General features: G+C 60.9%; 17 protein-coding genes. 13 read left to right on the forward strand and 4 right to left on the reverse strand.

Annotated elements, in window-relative coordinates:
* Nucleotides 1-170 precede the first annotated feature (170 nt).
* From FHT97_RS08495 to FHT97_RS08505, 3 genes are all read left to right on the forward strand, one after another.
* The gene (locus FHT97_RS08495) at nt 171-1,085 is read left to right on the forward strand and encodes a hypothetical protein (RefSeq protein WP_183861286.1); all 915 of its coding nucleotides are present in this window, start codon (nt 171-173) and stop codon (nt 1,083-1,085) included.
* A 129-nt stretch (nt 1,086-1,214) separates the two neighbouring features.
* Nucleotides 1,215-2,237 carry an acyltransferase family protein gene (locus FHT97_RS08500; protein ID WP_183861288.1) on the forward strand — a complete coding sequence of 341 codons (1,023 nt, stop codon included), beginning with the start codon at nt 1,215-1,217 and terminating at the stop codon, nt 2,235-2,237.
* Nucleotides 2,238-2,482: 245 nt separating this feature from the next.
* Entirely contained in the window at nt 2,483-3,439 is a 957-nt protein-coding gene (locus FHT97_RS08505) for a hypothetical protein (protein WP_246712580.1), read from the forward strand.
* A 161-nt stretch (nt 3,440-3,600) separates the two neighbouring features.
* Here the strand turns inward: FHT97_RS08505 and glpK are convergent, their stop codons facing one another.
* Nucleotides 3,601-5,094: a glycerol kinase GlpK gene (glpK, locus tag FHT97_RS08510; protein ID WP_183861290.1), complete on the reverse strand. Its 1,494-nt coding sequence runs from the start codon at nt 5,092-5,094 to the stop codon at nt 3,601-3,603.
* 178 nt (nt 5,095-5,272) lie between these two features.
* Between glpK and FHT97_RS08515 the strand changes: the two genes are divergently transcribed.
* Genes FHT97_RS08515 through xdhB form a run of 3 tightly spaced genes read left to right on the forward strand, consistent with a single transcriptional unit; the run spans nt 5,273 to nt 9,889 of the window.
* The gene (locus FHT97_RS08515; protein ID WP_183861292.1) at nt 5,273-6,049 is read left to right on the forward strand and encodes a 3-hydroxybutyrate dehydrogenase; all 777 of its coding nucleotides are present in this window, start codon (nt 5,273-5,275) and stop codon (nt 6,047-6,049) included.
* Between the two features lie 34 nt (nt 6,050-6,083).
* Nucleotides 6,084-7,550, forward strand: a complete 1,467-nt coding sequence (gene xdhA / locus FHT97_RS08520) for a xanthine dehydrogenase small subunit (protein ID WP_183861294.1) — start codon at nt 6,084-6,086, stop codon at nt 7,548-7,550.
* A complete protein-coding gene (gene xdhB / locus FHT97_RS08525; protein WP_183861434.1) occupies nt 7,550-9,889 on the forward strand; it encodes a xanthine dehydrogenase molybdopterin binding subunit in 2,340 nt (779 codons plus the stop codon). The genes xdhA and xdhB overlap by 1 nt, the downstream gene beginning before the upstream one ends.
* A gap of 41 nt (nt 9,890-9,930) precedes the next feature.
* Here the strand turns inward: xdhB and FHT97_RS08530 are convergent, their stop codons facing one another.
* Nucleotides 9,931-10,134 carry a hypothetical protein gene (locus FHT97_RS08530; protein ID WP_183861296.1) on the reverse strand — a complete coding sequence of 68 codons (204 nt, stop codon included), beginning with the start codon at nt 10,132-10,134 and terminating at the stop codon, nt 9,931-9,933.
* A gap of 101 nt (nt 10,135-10,235) precedes the next feature.
* On the opposite strand from FHT97_RS08530, the gene FHT97_RS08535 reads away from it, so the two are divergent.
* Complete coding sequence (locus FHT97_RS08535) at nt 10,236-11,141, forward strand: LysR substrate-binding domain-containing protein (RefSeq protein ID WP_183861298.1); 906 nt, start codon at nt 10,236-10,238, stop codon at nt 11,139-11,141.
* Here FHT97_RS08535 and FHT97_RS08540 read toward each other — a convergent pair.
* On the reverse strand, nt 11,138-11,470 hold the full coding sequence (locus tag FHT97_RS08540) for a hypothetical protein (protein ID WP_016554797.1): 333 nt from the start codon (nt 11,468-11,470) through the stop codon (nt 11,138-11,140). The genes FHT97_RS08535 and FHT97_RS08540 overlap by 4 nt on opposite strands.
* Before the next feature lie 748 nt (nt 11,471-12,218).
* On the opposite strand from FHT97_RS08540, the gene puuD reads away from it, so the two are divergent.
* Genes puuD through guaD form a run of 3 tightly spaced genes read left to right on the forward strand, consistent with a single transcriptional unit; the run spans nt 12,219 to nt 15,215 of the window.
* Entirely contained in the window at nt 12,219-13,457 is a 1,239-nt protein-coding gene (puuD, locus tag FHT97_RS08545) for a urate hydroxylase PuuD (protein WP_183861300.1), read from the forward strand.
* On the forward strand, nt 13,454-13,885 hold the full coding sequence (locus FHT97_RS08550; RefSeq protein ID WP_183861302.1) for a hypothetical protein: 432 nt from the start codon (nt 13,454-13,456) through the stop codon (nt 13,883-13,885). The genes puuD and FHT97_RS08550 overlap by 4 nt, the downstream gene beginning before the upstream one ends.
* Before the next feature lie 22 nt (nt 13,886-13,907).
* Nucleotides 13,908-15,215, forward strand: coding sequence for a guanine deaminase (guaD, locus tag FHT97_RS08555; RefSeq protein ID WP_183861304.1), 1,308 nt, complete (start codon nt 13,908-13,910; stop codon nt 15,213-15,215).
* A 57-nt stretch (nt 15,216-15,272) separates the two neighbouring features.
* Here the strand turns inward: guaD and FHT97_RS08560 are convergent, their stop codons facing one another.
* Nucleotides 15,273-16,166, reverse strand: a complete 894-nt coding sequence (locus tag FHT97_RS08560) for a LysR family transcriptional regulator (protein ID WP_183861306.1) — start codon at nt 16,164-16,166, stop codon at nt 15,273-15,275.
* Nucleotides 16,167-16,289: 123 nt separating this feature from the next.
* Between FHT97_RS08560 and FHT97_RS08565 the strand changes: the two genes are divergently transcribed.
* From FHT97_RS08565 to FHT97_RS08575, 3 genes are read left to right on the forward strand one after another with little or no spacing between them, the layout of a single operon-like run.
* Complete coding sequence (locus FHT97_RS08565) at nt 16,290-16,679, forward strand: cupin domain-containing protein (protein ID WP_183861308.1); 390 nt, start codon at nt 16,290-16,292, stop codon at nt 16,677-16,679.
* Between the two features lie 19 nt (nt 16,680-16,698).
* Nucleotides 16,699-17,688 carry an aldo/keto reductase gene (locus FHT97_RS08570; RefSeq protein ID WP_183861310.1) on the forward strand — a complete coding sequence of 330 codons (990 nt, stop codon included), beginning with the start codon at nt 16,699-16,701 and terminating at the stop codon, nt 17,686-17,688.
* 31 nt (nt 17,689-17,719) lie between these two features.
* Entirely contained in the window at nt 17,720-18,457 is a 738-nt protein-coding gene (locus tag FHT97_RS08575; protein ID WP_183861312.1) for an SDR family oxidoreductase, read from the forward strand.
* Nucleotides 18,458-18,477: the final 20 nt, after the last annotated feature.

The following is an 18,477-nucleotide window of genomic DNA, read 5'->3' on the forward strand; positions in this document are numbered from 1 at the left end:
GCTGTGGACATGAGCCTCCCGCCAAGTATCGCCACGCCTGCGCCATCAAGCCGCCCATTTTGCTCGGGATTGCTGAACCTCTCACGGCCATCCAGCGACCCCCAGAGAAATGTCGAGACTAGAATGAAGACCCCCTCAGCCTGCTTGCCGCCTGCGCCCTTCTGTTTTGCATGCACAGCACGACAAGTGCGGCATCTGCGCCGGAAAATTTCATCTACACCAGCTCTGGCGATCTTGAAGGGGCGAGCATATTCATCAGCCGGCCGGACATCGGCGGCGTGCAGATCGTCTACAACTGGCGCCAGCTCGAGACGGCGAAGGGGCAATATGATTTTTCTGCCATCGAGGCCGATCTTGCCATCATCAAGCGTCTGAACAAGAAGCTCTTCATCCAAATCCAGGATCGCTTCTTCGAACCGAAAGCGAGAAACGTCCCTGACTACCTGATGGTCGACAAGGCGTATGGCGGCGGCATAACCGCGCAGTTCGACAATCCCGGCGAAAGCAAGCCCGTTGGATCCGGCTGGGTGGCACAGCAATGGAACCCCGCTGTGCGCGAACGCTATCAGGCGCTGCTGGCCGCCCTTGCCGCAAGGTTCGACGGCGAGATCTACGGCGTCAATCTGCCGGAGACGGCGATCGATCTCGATCCGAAACACGAGCCGGATGGCTACAGCTGCGACGCCTACTTCCAGGCCGAGATGGAAAATCTCGCCTTCGCCCGTAAGGCCTTCAACAAGAGCAAAGTCGTCCAGTACGTCAATTTCTGGCCCTGCGAATGGGAAAACGACCACAACTATATGGGACGGCTTTTCGAGTTCGCGGCAAGGAATGACGTCGGTCTCGGCGGTCCGGATATCGTTCCTTACCGCAAAGGCCAGATGAAGAACTCTTATCCGTTCTTCAACAAATACAAGGCCAAGCTAGCCTTCGTCGGCCTCGCTGTGCAGGAACCGACTTTGACCTACAAGAATCCGAAGACGAAGAAGCCGTTCACCAAAGAGGAGTTCACCGCCTTCGCCGACGATTATCTCGGTGCCGACGTGATCTTCTGGAGTACCGCCACGCCGTGGCTGCGTCGCTGATGCGGGCGAAAGGCGGCGGCACTTAAAACCGTACAATGCACGCTCGCAGTGCAATTTTTTCCCCACCCCTCGTTTTTGACGCATTTGATCTATCTATCTCGCTGCATTGCACAAATCGGAGAGCGGCCATTGCAGCAGAAAACCCGCATCGATTGGCTGGATATCGCCAAGGGTATGTCCATCATTCTCGTGGTGATCTACCATACCCTCCTCTATCACGACTTCCACAACATCGCGCCCGACCTTTATGCCCGCCTGAGCAGCATCATGACGCCCATCCGGATGCCGTTGTTTTTTACGGTCTCCGGCTTTCTGGCAGCCTCCGCCATGCGCGCGCCATGGGGCGATTTCCTGCGTCGGAAGATCTGGCTGCTCGTCTATCTCTTCGCGATCTGGAGTACCGCCCGCTGGCTGTTCTTCCGTTACATCCAGACCAATGTCCTGGTGCCGACGGAAGGAAGCGATCCCTATCAATTGCTTGAAATGTGGTGGGCACCGAACACCGGCATATGGTTCATCTGGGCGCTCGCTATCTTCATGATCGCGACGAAGCTTCTCTCCTCTGCCCACCGCCCGACCGCAATGGTTCTCGCGGCGTCGCTATCGATCCTGACCTTCGGCGAGCACCTGCCGATCGATCTCTTCACCCATCGCAACGTGCTGCAGTATTTCGTCTTCTTTCTCTTCGGCTGCTGGTACGGAAGATCCGTGGTCGACGCGATCACGGAGCGGCCACTGCTGACCGCCTGCGCGGGTTTACTCATCTTCACCGCGCTCTACGGGCTGCGCTGGCGCCTGCAGGCCATTGAGAAAGGCAGTTGGGCGTTGGCCTCCTCCATCGCCGGCCTGGCATGGCTGTGCGGAACGGCTGTGCTGATGTCGCGCCTGCAGCCAGTGCGCCACGCCTTCGCCTACTTCGGGCGCAACACGCTTCCCGTCTACGTGACACATGTCATGATCGTCTCGCTTGTAGTCGCGATGGTCGCCACCATCGTTGGAAGCAATGCTACAAGTGGCTACATCACCGCGCCGCTGGTGGTCGTCTTTGCGATTGGTCTCTCGCTTGCGATCCGGGCAATCGCCGATCGCAGCGGCGCCGCCTGGCTCTATACGCCACCCACGCGGCGGCAGCGGCAGGCGGTTCCCGCTTGATCGTAGCTAGGCAGCACGTTCGATCGAAACCGCCACGCCGCGGCGCAGGGAATTGGTCACCAGGGAGATCTCCTTTGCCAAAAGCTGCGCACCGTTGAAGCCGAGTCCCTGCCCGCCGGCTTTCCCCTCAGGACGATCGACGACAATGGTATGCGACCCGACCCATCCTAGCGCCGCCAGCGTGCCCTCGACATTCCGTAACTCCAGAGCGCGCCGCAGTTTAGGGCGACGTGGCGGGAAACTCGGTGCATATTGTGCGCATCGACCCGACGGGAGACAAGGACATGGCGCCCTCACCGTATTTGAATGACCCCAAGGTCTACATCGATACCGACACCTTTATCGATCTCGTCAGCGAAAGGACACGGTGCCTAATCTGCTGTGAACCTCTCAACGGCAAAGTGGCCAATCGGGAACACGTCCTGCCCAAATGGATCCTGCGGAAGTACGACCTTTATGACAAGGAAATCACTCTCCCGCATGATTACAAGGCCAGGCAGTACGGCGGCCATACGATGCCCTGCTGCAAGGATTGCAATTCGTTGCTTGGAAAGAAGCTCGAGCAGCCGGTGCGGCAACTGACACAAGGGGGCTATGCGAAGCTCCAGCGGCTTCTCGACGAGAACGGCCAGCGCCTGCTGTTTACCTGGCTTTCCTGGGTCTTCCTGAAGTTCTTGATCAAGGACGGCGCCATCCCAATCAACCCGGATCAGCGGGTAAAGGCCGTCATGCAGGACAAGGATACCGACTGGACGACGCTCCATCACATCCATTGCCTCGCCCGCTCTCCCTACACCGGCGCGCACCTTTCGCCGGAGGTCCTCGGCTCCGTCGTCATCCTGGCGATTGACGACGACCGCTATCGCGAGGACTTCGATCTGATAACCGTTCACGAGACGCAGACAATCATGGTTCGCCTGGGCGATCTCGCCATCATCGCCAACTTGAGCGACAGCGGCCGGTCGATGGATATCGTGCATCGCTTCGTCCTGCCCGCAAGGCAGGAGAGGTTCACCGTCCTGCAGGCTCTGGAAATCTGCGCCGACATGGCGGTAACGACCACGCGGATTCAGAGCAAGCCGGTCTACTTCACGCGTATCGACCGGGCCACGGGCCACCCTTCAATCCACGCAGACCTACCTGTCTACGAGGCGAACCCCGTCGATCCGGACACGCGCGCCGCAATATTCGAGCTCGTCTAAGAGAGCATTTGCCTCACCTGAAAATAGCGGGCAGCGACATGTCGGCTCTGCAGGCCATCAGGGAAAACCGTCTGACATTTCTGGAACATCGCATCAGCCGGGCGACCGGAGAAATACGGGAATAGACGCCCACCGACCTGCTCAGGAAACGATCGCGCTCGTCACACATCGGCGATCGTGCGCTTGACGGCACTACGCCAGCCCTTGAGCTTTGCTGCGCGCGTCTTCTCGTCCATAGCCGGCTCGAAGCGGCGGTTGCGTTGCCAACTCTTGGCAAAGCCTCCGCGATCCGGCCAGACGCCTGCCTTGCTGCCGGCAAGCCAGGCGGCGCCGAGCGCCGTGGTTTCGAGGATAACGGGCCGGTCGACCGGCGCGTCGAGAATGTCGGCGAGCCGTTGCATCGTCCAGTCGGACGCGACCATGCCGCCATCGACGCGAAGAACGGTGTTGTCCACACCGCCCTTCCAATCCTTGTGCATGGCATCGAGCAGGTCGCGCGACTGGTAGCAAACCGCTTCGAGCGCGGCACGTGCGAACTCCTTCGGGCCGCTGTTGCGCGTTAGACCGAACATCGCGCCGCGGGCGTTTGCATCCCAATGCGGTGCACCGAGACCGGTGAACGCGGGAACCAGATAGACGTCCTGCGTCGGATCCGCGGCGTCGGCGAGCTCGCCAGTGCGCGAGGCCGTATCGATGATGCCAAGCCCGTCACGAAGCCACTGCACGGCCGCGCCCGCAATAAAGATCGACCCTTCGAGCGCGTAGGTCGTCTCGCCGTTCAGCCGGTAGGCGATCGTCGTCAGCAACCGGTTCTTCGAGCGAACAATGTCGCTGCCAGTGTTGAGCAGCGCAAAGCAACCGGTTCCGTAGGTCGACTTCATCATGCCGGGTTCGAAGCATGCCTGCCCGATGGTCGCGGCGTGCTGGTCGCCGGCGACACCAAGGATCGGGATCTCCGCTCCAAGTATCCGCTTCTCGGTTGTACCGAAGTCGTCTGCACAGTCCTTCACCTCGGGTAGCATCGCCGCCGGAACCCGCAGGATATCAAGGAGATCCTTGTCCCAGCTGTTGTCGGCAATGTTGTACATCAGTGTGCGGGAGGCGTTCGTCGCATCGGTCGTGAACACCTTGCCGCCCGTCAGCCGCCAGATCAGAAAGGTATCGACCGTGCCGAAGCACAATTCTCCCTTGGCGGCGCGTGCCCGCGCACCCTTGACGTTGGCGAGCAGCCACGAAAGCTTGGTGCCGGAGAAATATGGATCAAGGAGAAGGCCGGTCTTCCTGGTGAAGGTCCTTTCGAGATCTTGCCTCTTCAGCTTGTCGCAATAGCTAGCCGTGCGGCGATCCTGCCAGACGATCGCGTTGTGGATCGGCTTACCGCTCTCACGCTCCCAGACGACGACAGTCTCACGCTGGTTTGTAATCCCGAGCGCCGCGATGTCCTTTGCCTCGATCCTGGCTTCGCGGATCGCCATCTTGATCGTCGAGACGACAGAATCCCAGATTTCCTCCGGATCGTGCTCCACCCAGCCGGACTGAGGATAGATCTGGCGGAACTCCTTCTGGCCCGCACCGGCGATCTGCATCTCGCCGTCGAAGACGATCGCCCGGGTCGATGTCGTCCCCTGATCGATTGCCAGAACATATCCGCTCATGCTTGTCCCCCCGCTGATCGTGATTGTCGGGAGAAATCAATAGGACAGGAGGGCGGGCGAGGAAAGAACCCCGCCTCTCTTCGACACAAGAGATTTGGCATCAGCGCAATTGCCAGCAACGATGCTTTGCGCATAACCTCATCTCTATTGCGTCGCAAAATGGCTTGAGGAGAAGAGAATGGCCAGAACAGTCGTCGTCACCGGATCCACCAGCGGCATCGGCCTTGCGATCGCGACAGCCTTCGCTGGCAAGGGCGACAATATCGTCATCAACGGCTTCGGAAAGCCTGAGGAAATCAAGGCGATAATCGAGAAACTTGAATCGACCTCGGAGGCGAAGGTTATCCACCATCCGGCAGACATGACGAAGCCGGTTGAAATCGCGGATCTGATCGAAACAGGCGCCAAGACCTTCGGCAGCGTCGATGTGCTGGTTAACAATGCCGGGATTCAGCATGTCGAGAAGATCGAGGATTTCCCGATCGAAAAGTGGGACCAGATTATTGCGATCAACCTATCGAGTTCGTTTCATACAATGCGGGCCGCTATTCCGCTGATGAAGACAAAAAAGCAGGGCCGCATCATCAACATCGCCTCTGCGCATGGCCTGGTCGCGTCGCCATTCAAATCCGCCTATGTCGCGGCAAAGCATGGTATATTGGGCCTGACGAAGACGGCGGCGCTGGAGCTTGCCGAGTTTGGCGTGACCGTGAACGCAATCTGCCCGGGCTACGTGCTGACGCCTCTCGTCGAGAAGCAGATACCGGATACGGCGAAGGCACGCGGCATCACCGAGGAGCAGGTCAAGACTGACGTGATCCTCAAGGCCCAGCCGACGCATGAATTCGTCAAGGCGGAAGAGATTGGCGCGCTGGCTCTCTATCTCGCAAGCGACGAAGCCCGGCAGGTAACCGGCACCCACATCTCGATTGACGGTGGCTGGACCGCGGCATAACCATTCAAAATAAAGATAAAAACCAGGGAACGACATGAACGACAGCATCCGCTTCATCCTGAATGGCGAGGACGTCTCGCTCAGCGCTGTCCGACCGACCGAGACTCTTCTTGACTATCTTCGGTTGAAGCGCCGGCTGATGGGCACGAAAGAAGGATGCGCGGAAGGCGATTGTGGCGCCTGCACCGTCCTCGTCGGTCGGCTGATCGACGGCAAGCTGCACTACGAGTCCGTCAATGCCTGCATCCGCTTCATGGGATCGCTGAACGCCACCCATGTCGTCACGGTCGAGCATCTGGCCGCCAAGGATGGCACGCTTCATCCGGTACAGCAGGCAATGGTCGATTGCCACGGTTCGCAGTGCGGGTTCTGCACGCCAGGCTTCATCATGTCGATGTATGGTCTCTGGCTTTCCAACGACAAGCCGAGCCGGGCCGACATCGAAAAGGCACTGCAAGGCAATCTCTGTCGTTGCACCGGTTACGAGCCGATCGTGAAAGCCGCCGAGCAGGTGAGCCACACCCGCCCGAGCGCGCTCTTCGACCCGCTCGAGAAGACCCGCTCCGAGATCATTTCGCGCCTCTGGGCGATGCGGACCAGCCAGACCATTTCGATCACCACGGCAGAGGGCCGGCTGGTCGTCCCGGCCTCGCTGGACGCGCTGGCGCGCGTTCTGGCCGAGGAACCAAACGCCACCATTGTTGCCGGCTCTACCGATGTCGGGCTCTGGGTGACCAAGCAGATGCGTGCCTTGGATCCGATTGTCTTCATCAACCATCTGACCGATCTGCAGTCGATCACCGCGGGCGATGGCGGTTTTACCATCGGCGCAGGCGTCACCTACAGCCGCGCCTTCGAGATCATTGCCAAGAAGGTGCCCACACTTGGCCGTCTCATCGACCGTATCGGTGGCGATCAGGTCCGCAACATGGGCACGATCGGCGGCAATATCGCGAACGGCTCGCCGATCGGCGATACGCCGCCACCCTTGATCGCCCTAGGCGCCACGGTGACGCTGCGCTCTGTTGCCGGTCCGCGGATGCTACGGCTCGAGGACTTCTTCATCGCTTACGGCAAGCAGGATCGGCGTCCCGGCGAATTCGTCGAGAGCATCTTCGTACCCTATCCCGCCGAGGACACGCGATTTGCCGTCTACAAGATCACCAAGCGCCGCGATGAGGACATCACCGCGGTTCTCGGCGCATTCTATCTGACGCTGGACGGCGAAGGCGACGTCAACGACATCCGGATTGCCTTTGGGGGCATGGCGGCAACGCCGAAGCGCGCGCGCCAGGTCGAGAACGCGCTGATGGGCAAACCTTGGAACGAACAGACGATCGAGGCGGTGCGGGCCGAGTTCGATGCCGACTTCCAGCCACTGACCGACTGGCGCGCAACGGCCGAATATCGCCAACTGACGGCGAAGAACCTGCTGATGCGCTTTTTCCTGGAAACATCAGGAACGCCGGCTGAACTCCACCGCTTCGAAGAGGTGGCATGATGGACAAGTCGACCTTCGGCGATCCAAAATTCATCATCAACGGCGCCATGCACGACGCACAGCGCCACGATTCCGCACACAAGCATGTCACCGGCTCTGCCGACTATATCGACGACCTGCCTGAGCCTGTCGACCTGCTGCACGGCGCCTTGGGCCTGTCAGACCGAGCCCACGCCGAGATCGTCAGCATGGACCTCTCCGAGGTCGAAGCCACACGAGGCGTCATCTGGGTGTTCACCGGCAAGGACGTCCCGGGCGTCAACGACGTCAGTTCAAACGGTAGCCACGATGAACCGTTGCTCGCGGAACAAAAGGTCGAATTCCACAACCAACCGATTTTCGCCGTCATTGCCGAGACGCGCGAGATTGCCCGGCGAGCCGCCCGCAAGGCGAAGATCGAATACCGCGAGCTGCCGCATTGGAGCGATATCGACGGCGCGCTTGCCAACGGCAGCCCGCTCGTCATCACCCCGATGACCCTGCAGCGCGGCGATGCGAAAACGGAAATGGAAAACGCGGCGCGGCGCCTGAAGGGCCAAATGCGGATCGGCGGCCAGGAGCATTTCTATCTCGAAAGCCATGTCGCCATGGCAATTCCCGGCGAGGACGACGAGGTTACGGTCTGGTCGTCAACCCAGCATCCGAGTGAGATCCAGCACATCGTCGGCCACGTCCTCGATATCCCATCGAATGCGGTGACGGTGAACGTTCGCCGCATGGGTGGCGGCTTCGGCGGCAAGGAAACGCAGGGCAACCAGTTTGCAGCCCTTGCTGCAATCGCCGCCAAGAAGCTGAAGCGTGCCATCAAGTTCCGGCCCGACCGCGACGAGGATATGGCTGCTACCGGCAAGCGCCACGATTTTCTCGTCGATTATGAACTGGGCTTCGACGACGATGGGCGGATCCACGCCGTCGATGCCACCTACGCCGCCCGCTGTGGCTTCTCCTCCGACCTCTCCGGGCCGGTGACCGACCGCGCGCTGTTTCATGCGGATTCCAGCTACTTCTACCCGCATGTTCACCTGGCATCCAAGCCGCTGAAAACTCACACCGTCTCGAACACCGCCTTCCGCGGTTTCGGTGGCCCGCAAGGCATGCTCGGTGCGGAACGCTTCATCGAAGAAATTGCCTACGTCGTCGGCAAGGATCCGCTCGAAATCCGCAAACTCAACTTCTACGGACAACCCGGTTCGGGTCGCACGCTCACCCCCTATCACCAGGAGGTCGAAGACAACATCATCGGCCGCATCGTCAATGAGTTGGAGGAAAGCGCCGACTATCAGGCGCGCCGCAACGCAATCATCGAGTTCAACCGCAACAGCCGCTTCATCCGCAAGGGCATCGCGCTGACGCCAGTGAAGTTCGGCATCTCCTTCACGCTGACGGCTTTCAACCAGGCAGGCGCTCTTGTTCATGTCTATCAGGATGGCTCGATCCACCTGAACCATGGCGGCACGGAGATGGGCCAAGGTCTCTACACGAAGGTGGCGCAGGTGCTGGCCGACAGCTTCCAGGTCGACATCGAGCGGGTGAAGATCACAGCCACGACCACAGGTAAGGTGCCGAATACCTCGGCAACGGCCGCGTCGTCCGGATCGGATCTGAACGGCATGGCGGCTTATGATGCCGCCCGCCAGATCAAGGAGCGGCTGGTCGCCTTTGCCGCCGAGAAATGGGCGGTGCCGCCAAAGGATGTCGTCTTCCTGCCGAACCGTGTACGAGTCGGCGACAAGGAATTCGCCTTTCCTGACTTCATCAAGCAGGCATATTTTGCCCGCGTTCAGCTTTCCGCTGCGGGCTTTTACAAGACGCCCAAGATCCATTGGGATCGCGCGGCCGGCCGAGGCACTCCGTTCTACTACTACTCCTACGGCGCCGCCTGCTCGGAAGTGTCGATCGATACGCTGACCGGCGAATACATGATTGAACGCACCGATATCCTGCACGATGTCGGGCGCTCGCTGAACCCGGCCATCGATATCGGCCAGGTCGAAGGTGCTTTCGTGCAGGGCATGGGCTGGCTGACGACCGAAGAGTTGTGGTGGGACGAAAAAGGCAGGCTGCGCACACATGCGCCCTCGACTTACAAGATTCCTCTCGCCTCCGATCGCCCGAAGAGCTTCAACGTCCGGCTGGCGGAATGGTCGGAAAATACGGAAGCCACCATCGGCCGCTCAAAGGCAGTCGGCGAACCACCGTTCATGCTGGCGATTTCGGTGCTGGAAGCACTCTCGATGGCTGTCGCCAGTGTTGCGAACTACAAGGTCTGCCCTCGGCTCGACGCGCCGGCAACACCGGAGCGCGTGCTGATGGCCGTCGAGCGTATGAAGCAGGCCTGAGAAAAAGCAGCACTCAAGTGCTGCCTTTTCTCCGTTGATGCCTACTGCCAGAACTCCCTGTCGAAACGCGGCTCCCGCCCGTCCAGGAAACCGAGGTCGCGCTTGACGCGATCAGGCATGCCTTCGAGGTCCAGCCGGTCCCATTCCGAAAACCGCCGCAGCAGTCTGCGGCCAAGGCCTGAGAGCCAATTGGAAGTCTCGGAAACCCTCGCATGGCTCTTGTGCTCGATAACGACGCAATCCATAACATCACCTCAACAATCTGATCCGTTGGGTTGCAGATTGCGCCAATAAATGCTGCAATTCCAATCGAACAATCGTTGGAACGCATAAAGAGAACTTATCCATGAAGCTGTCAAAGCAGTTTCCTTTGAACGCCCTGCGGGTCTTCGAGGCCGTGGCGCGGCTCGGCAGCTTTACGCGTGCGGGCGAAGAACTCGGCATGACGCAGACCGCCGTTAGCTACCAGGTAAAACTACTGGAGGAGAATGTCGGCGAGCCGCTGTTCCTGCGTCGTCCACGCCACATCAGCCTGACCGAGACCGGAGAACGGCTGGCCCCGCAGGTGACCGAAGCTTTCGAAATGCTGCAACTCGCCATGGCCGAGGCGCGTGGGGAAACAGAGGTAACCCTACAGATCACCTGCCTGGCGACGTTCGCGTCCCAATGGCTTGCGCGCAAGCTTGGCAATTTTCAGCTCGCCAATCCGAATATCGCCGTGCGGCTCAGCACCACGGATTCGCTGGTCGATTTCGGCCGCGAAGCAGTCGATGTCGGCATCCGCTCAGGCAGGGGAGAATGGCCGGGGCTGCGGGCGGACAAACTGATGGACGTCTATTTCACGCCTATGCTGAGCCCGGCACTGGCGGAAAGTATTGGCGGGATTCATGAGCCTGCCGACCTCTTGAAGCTTCGGATTTTCGATCCCACCGATCCTTGGTGGCACCAATGGCTCGAAGCTGCGGGCGTACCGATTCCCAGCTTCGAGAAGAGAAGCACGAGCTTTTATGGCGCCCAAGCCTATGAGGCCGCGGCCGCGGTGGCCGGCCAGGGCGTTGCGATCCTGACACCTGACTTCTATCCGGAGGAACTTGCGAGCGGGAAGCTGATCCGCCCATTCGAGCTTCAATGCACCGATGGCCGCGGCTACTGGCTGGCTTATCCGGAGAACCGCCGCAACGTCCCTAAGATCAAGGCATTCCGAAACTGGGTTCTTGCTGAAATGAACGTCGCCGGGACCGGCGGCAGCTAATAACCCATCTGAGGCGCGTAGAAGCAGCGTGGCGTGTCCTCGTTCGGGAACAGACAAAGGTGATAGTCACCATCACCGGAACGCATTGCCTTGCCCATGGGAAGAAGGAAGACATGTGCGTGTGTAACAAGCCTATGATCACCCGGTAGCAGCGTGACCCGATATCCGTGCGGCGTGATCGCGACGCTCTTGGGAGGAATCATCTGGCAGTCCCCGTTCTCGCTGTCGCCATTGCAACAAAAGGGCTCATAGCTCCAACCCGACGGCGCATCGTGCGCGTAGGCACATGATGCAAATGCAATCATCACACACACAAGAATGCTGCGCATTGGCATCATCTCCGTCGATGAATGCGCCGTCGGAATGGCGTGATTCTCACCTCATTCCGACGGCCTCAAAACTGAAATTGTAATCGAACCGTGACATTTCAAGCCACTTTCCATGCTGCAAAGCGGCGTCGACACACGCACTTTGAACCGCGCTTTACCATTCCGCGTGCTTGCGAACGGCGGCCCGCAAGCACGCTTCGTGATCGACCCGATCACGACCATCAGGAGAGCATCCGATGCAAAAGCGTCGACATCTTGGCTTGCCACATATTCTTTTTGACGCGCTCCTGCTCGGAGCGCGGGAACACCTGTTCCCGAAAAAGGCTTTTGGGGCGAAAGAGCCCTATCGGCTTGCCATCTCATCGGCCAATCCAAGGGCCTTGATATGGTTTGCATATTACAATGCCGATCAAGCTTGGCCCTTCGCCCCGATCCGGGAGTAGGACAGCGGCCCGATGCCTGCCTCAAGCCGCTGAAAGCGACGCGTGCCGAGTGCTGTTTGGGTCTCTAGGCGCAACCGAGCACGGCGAGAATGGCGGGAGCCCCCCTGAACGCCGAGCAGGCAGTCGGAGCTTCGAACGCTGCGAGCTTTGCGTGTGTACCCGGTCCGTACGGGGCATTTTCACAAGTTCGTTACTGCGAGGGATGCTGGCCCGCTTACTGTTGATGCTCAACCGACGCTTATCCCCTTTCCTCGGGACGCCACTTTCTGCAATGTGAAGAGTCGAGGGAAGTACAGGGGAACTCAATGTATGAATATGCCATCGCGTGGGAATGGCTGGCCTTTGCGGCCCGCTGGTTCCACGTCATTACCGCGATTGCCTGGATCGGCTCGTCCTTTTATTTTATTGCGCTCGACCTCGGGTTGGTAAAACGGCCGCACCTTCCGCCCGGAGCCTATGGCGAGGAGTGGCAGGTGCACGGTGGCGGCTTCTACCACATCCAGAAGTATCTCGTGGCCCCGGCGCAGATGCCGGAACACCTGACCTGGTTCAAGTACGAGAGCTATTTCACCTGGCTCTCCGGCTTCCTGATGCTCTGCATCGTCTACTATGGCGGTGCCGACCTCTTCCTCATCGACCGCCATGTGCTCGACATCAGCGCGCCTGTGGCGATCCTGATATCGCTTGCCTCACTCGCCGTCGGCTGGATCGCCTACGACCTCTTGTGCAAATCGCCGCTCGGCAAGAACACCTGGGGCCTGATGGTGGTGCTCTACGCCGTGATCGTCTTCATGGGCTGGGGCTATACGCAACTTTTCACCGGCCGCGCCGCCTTCCTGCATCTCGGTGCTTTCACGGCAACGATCATGTCGGCCAACGTCTTCATGATCATCATCCCGAACCAGAAGATCGTCGTCGCCGACCTGATCGCCGGGCGCACACCTGATGCGAAATATGGCGCAATCGCCAAGCAGCGCTCGCTCCACAACAACTACCTGACGCTACCGGTCATCTTCTTCATGCTGTCGAACCACTATCCGCTGGCCTTCGGCACCGCCTACAACTGGGTGATCGCAGCGCTCGTTTTCCTGATGGGCGTCACCGTCCGCCACTGGTTCAACACGACCCACGCCCGCAAGGGCCGTCCGACCTGGACCTGGATCGTGACCGTCATCCTTTTCATCCTGATCATGTGGCTGTCGACGGTGCCGAAGGTGCTGACAGGCGAGAAAGACGCCCAGGCCGTCGCTCCCGCGTTCCAGCAATTCGCCGGCGACGCGCATTTCCCCGCGGTCAAACAGCTCGTCGGCACGCGCTGTTCCATGTGCCATGCCGCCGAGCCCGTCTATGAGGGGCTAGCGCGACCGCCGAAGGACGTCGTGCTTGAAACCGACGCGGAAATTGCCGCCCACGCGCGCGAGATCTATATACAGGCGGGCCGCAGCCATGCCATGCCGCCCGGCAACGTGACCGACATCACCCCGGACGAACGCAAGCTGTTGGTCGCCTGGTTTGAAAGCGCAGTCGAAGGCAAGCAGGAATGATGTCAGCCGCCCTTCGCGTCATGCTCCTCGCCTCCACCCTGACCGCTTGCGGCCAGAGCGGCGCAGATGCGACTACGGCGAAGGGCAGTCCGGCAGCAGCCACAGGGGATTTTGACGGCGACCTCAACGCCCTCGGCACTGAGCCCTTCTGGCCGATCAAGATACGCGCCGACGGCATCACCGTCAGCCGCCCGGGTGTGGAGGACATCAAGAGCGCCAACTCCGGCCCGGCGATCGAGAAGGATAGCGCCACCTGGACAATCGCCGGCGGACCTGCTCCCCTCAGGCTGACACTAACCAAGGGGGCTTGCTCGGACGGGATGTCTGACCGTCACTACCCACTCAACGCAGTTCTGGCATTCGGAGACAAGACCATGTACGGCTGCGCCGCCACACCGGCGGCCATCGCCGCCCAGCCGGCGCCCTGATGCATTCGAGAGGTAGAAAGCCATGACGCACACCCTTCTTCGCGGCCGCCTCCTTTCTTTCCTGCGCGCACCTCAAGATCTTGGCGATAGCGGTAGCTATCTCTACGAAAGCGATGGCGCCCTGCTCATCAAGGATGGCCTGATCGTTGCCTGCGGCACCTATAACCAGGTCAGCGCGCAAGCCCCGGCCGACGTGGCGACCATTGATCATCGCCCCCACCTGATCACGCCCGGCTTCATCGACATGCACCTGCATTTCCCGCAGATGCAGGTGATCGCCTCCTACGCGGCAAACCTGCTGGAATGGCTGAACACCTACACCTTCCCCGAAGAGTGCCGCTTCGTCGAAAGCGCGCATGCTCAGCGGATCGCCGGGCATTTCTACGACGAGCTCGTGCGCCACGGCACGACGACGGCGGTTGCCTATTGCTCGGTCCACAAGACCTCCGCCGACGCCTTCTTCGCCGAGGCGCTGAAGCGCAACATGCGCATGATCGGCGGCAAGGTGATGATGGATCGCAATGCCCCGCAGGGTCTGCTCGACACCCCACAGATGGGCTACGACGAGACCCGCCAGATCATCGCCGAATGGCACGGCAAGGGCCGCAACCACGTCGCCATCACCCCGCGCTTCGCCATCACGTCGACGCCGGCGCAGATGGAAGCCACCCAGGCGCTCGCCCGCGAGTTTCCTGACCTGCACATCCAGACGCATCTCTCCGAGAACCACGACGAGATCAAGTTCACCTGCGAGCTCTATCCCGAGGCCATAGACTACACCGATATCTATGCCCGCTACGGCTTGCTCGGCGACAAGACGCTCTTCGGCCACTGCATCCACCTCTCGGATCGCGAGGCCGATGCGATGAGCGAAGCAGGGTCGGTCGCGGTGCATTGCCCGACCTCGAACCTCTTCCTCGGCTCCGGTCTCTTCCCGCTGAAGGCGCTCGCACGCCGCGACAAGCCGGTGCGCATCGGCGTCGCCACCGATATCGGCGGCGGCTCCAGCTATTCGATGCTGCGCACCATGGACGAGGCCTACAAGATCCAGCAGCTGCTCGGCGAACGCCTGAACCCGCTGGAGAGCTACTACCACATGACCCTTGGCAACGCCCGCTCGCTGTCGCTCTCCGACCGGATCGGCACGCTCGACGTCGGCTCCGACGCCGATATCGTCGTCCTCAATGCCGCCGCGACGCCCGCAATGGCGCTGAAGATGGAGGTCGTGAAGGCGCTGCCGGAAGAGCTCTTCCTGCTGCAGACCATGGGCGACGACCGCGCGATCGTGGAGACTTACGTGGCAGGCGTCGCGGCCAAGAGCGCGATCTGAGATCTGCCCGTTGGGGTCGGCATCTGCCCGCAACCAGCGGGCTGGATTTCGTGTGCCTCACTCCCGGTAGCGAAGTGCATTGACCAGCAAGGCGAAGGCCGGCGAGGTTTGCCGACGGCTCGTATAGTAAAGATGATACCCGGGGAAAGGCGCACACCAATCCTCAAGCACGCGAACGAGCCGTCCATTGGACAGAGGCTGCCGCACCAGCGCCTCCGGCACGTACGCCAGACCGAGCCCCGAAAGTGCTGCGTTCAACCGTAGCTGCGCGTTGTTGAACACCAGCTGCCCCTCCACGCGCACCTTCACCTCACGTCCGTCCTTCTCGAACTCCCAGGCATAGACCCCGCCATAGGTCGGCAGGCGCAGATTGATGCAGTTGTGGTCGGTGAGATCAGAAGGCGTCTGCGGCTTCGACCGCCGGTCGAAATATGCAGGCGCTCCGACGACCGCCATCCGCATATCAGGCCCGATACGCACGGCGATCATGTCCTTCGCCACCTGCTCGCCAAGGCGGACGCCGGCGTCGTAACGCTCGGCGACAATGTCGGTCAGCCCATAATCGACGATGATCTCGACATTGATATCGGGATAATCAGGCAGCAGCTTCTCCAGGGCGGGCCAGAGTATGGCGTCGGCGGCATGCTCTCCCGCCGTGATGCGGATCGTACCCGCCGGCTTCTCGCGAAATTCGCTGAGTGCAGCCAGTTCACTCTCGATCTCGTCGAAACGCGGCCCGATCGAACCCAGCAGCCGCTCACCTGCCTCGGTCGGCGACACGCTACGTGTCGTGCGCGTCAGTAGCCGCAGGCCGAGGCGCGCTTCGAGGCCGCGGATCGTATGGCTGAGCGCCGATTGCGACACGCCGAGCTTGGCCGCGGCCTTCGTAAAGCTTCTCTCCCGCGCCACGGCCAGAAAGGCGATGAGGTCGTTGATCGATTGCCGCGTCATTCATGAATCCTGCTCATAAGATCATGCTGTTTATACCATCTAATCGTAGGAAAGCATCCGCACTAAATCTTCTTTCGAACGTCAGCCGAGCGGCACGCTCCTGAGCTCACGAAAGGACGAAAGATGAAAATCAAGCGAAACGGCTCCGATCCATCCGCCAAGGGACCGGCGGACTATTTCACCGGAACGGTCCGCATCGACGCGCCGTTCAGTGGGGCGGCGCCGGCACGCGTCGGCGGTGCAACGGTGACCTTCGAGCCCGGCGCTCGCACCGCCTGGCACACCCATCCGCTCGGCCAGACGCTGATCGTGCTCTCCGGCAGCGGTCGCGCGCAGCGTGACGGCGGACCTGTGGAAGACATCCGCGCCGGCGACATCATCTGGTTCGAACCGGGCGAGAAGCACTGGCACGGTGCATCCGCAACAACAGCCATGACCCACATCGCGATCGCCGAAGCCCTCGACGGCAAGGTGGTCGACTGGATGGAAAAGGTCAGCGACGAACAATACTAGGGCTAGGAAAGGAAACTCCATGCAAAAGCGCACACTCGGAAAAAGCGGCCTCGAAGTATCCGCCCTCGGCCTCGGATGCATGGGCTTGAGCTACGGCTACGGCCCCGCAACCGACACCGCAGACGCGATCAAATTGATCCGCGCCGCCTTCGAACGCGGTGTCACCTTCTTCGACACCGCGGAAGCCTACGGCCCCTACAAGAACGAAACCCTGCTCGGCGAGGCGCTTGCGCCGTTCCGCGACAAGGTCGTCATCGCCACCAAGTTCGGCTTCAACTTCGGGCCCGATGGCGGCCAGAGCGGCATGAACAGCCGTCCCGCCCATATCAGGGAGGTTGCCGACGCGGCACTGAAGCGCCTCAATACCGACGTGATCGACCTCTTCTACCAGCACCGCGTCGATCCTAACGTGCCGATCGAGGACGTCGCCGGCACGGTCAAGGATCTGATCAGCGAAGGCAAGGTCAAGCATTTCGGTCTTTCCGAAGCAGGCGCCAGAACGATCCGCCGCGCGCATGCGGTGCAGCCCGTCGCCGCCCTGCAGAGCGAATATTCGCTGTGGTGGCGCGAGCCGGAACAGGACATCCTCCCGACGTTCGAGGAGCTAGGCATCGGCTTCGTTCCTTTCAGCCCGCTCGGCAAGGGCTTCCTGACCGGCGCGATCAACGAGACGACGACCTTCGACAGCAAGGATTTCCGTAACGTCGTTCCGCGCTTTTCCGCCGAAGCCCGCAAGGCCAATCAAGCGCTGGTCGATCGCCTCGGCGAGATCGCCCGCGACAAGGGCGCGACGCCGGCGCAGATCGCGCTTGCCTGGCTGCTGGCCCGCAAGCCCTGGATCGTTCCGATCCCCGGCACGACAAAGATGCATCGGCTGGAAGAAAACATCGGCGCGGGCGCCGTCCGGCTGACGGCTGAAGACCTTGCCGCCATCGAAACCGTGCTCGCCGGCATCAAGGTCGAGGGCGACCGCTACCCGGCACATCTCCAGGCAAGGGTCGACCGCTGAGCGGCGACCAAGCGTAGGGAAAGGATCTGTCATGACTGACGGCATCAAGGATAAGGTCGTCGTGATCACCGGCGCAAGCAGCGGCCTTGGCGAAGCGGCGGCCCGACGCCTGGCAAGGGACGGTGCCAAACTCGTTCTCTGCGCCCGGCGTCTCGACCGGCTGAATGCGATCGCTGGCGAACTCGGCCTCGGCAGCGATGCCGTCGTCGAGACCGACGTAACTAAGGTCGATCAGGTCAAACGCCTGGTTGACCATGCCGTCCGGCTGCATGGCCGCATCGATGTCATCATCAACAATGCCGGCCTGATGCCGCACTCTCCGTTGGAGCGCGGCAAGGTGGAGGATTGGGACCGCATGATCGACGTCAACCTCAAGGGCGTGCTCTACGGCATTGCCGCGGCGCTGCCCTATATGAGGGAGCAGAAGAGCGGTCAAATCATCAACGTCTCGTCCGTCGCCGGCCACAAGGTCAATCCGGGTGGGGCCGTCTATGCCGCGACCAAGCATGGCGTTCGCGTGATTTCGGAGGGGCTGCGGCAGGAGGTGAAGCCCTACAACATCCGCACGACGATCATCTCGCCGGGCGCCGTTGCCACCGAACTGCCCGACAGCATCACCGAACCTGACGTCGCCGAGCGCGTCCGCAAGGTCTACGAGATGGCGATCCCGGCCGATTCTTTTGCGAGCATGGTGGCCTTCGCCATGAGCCAACCGGAGGATGTCGACGTCAATGAAATCCTGTTCAGGCCGACCAGGCAGGAATATTGACATTGAAGGCGGCCGCATCT

This window comes from Rhizobium sp. BK399 (assembly GCF_014194695.1).
GTDB lineage: Bacteria > Pseudomonadota > Alphaproteobacteria > Rhizobiales > Rhizobiaceae > Rhizobium.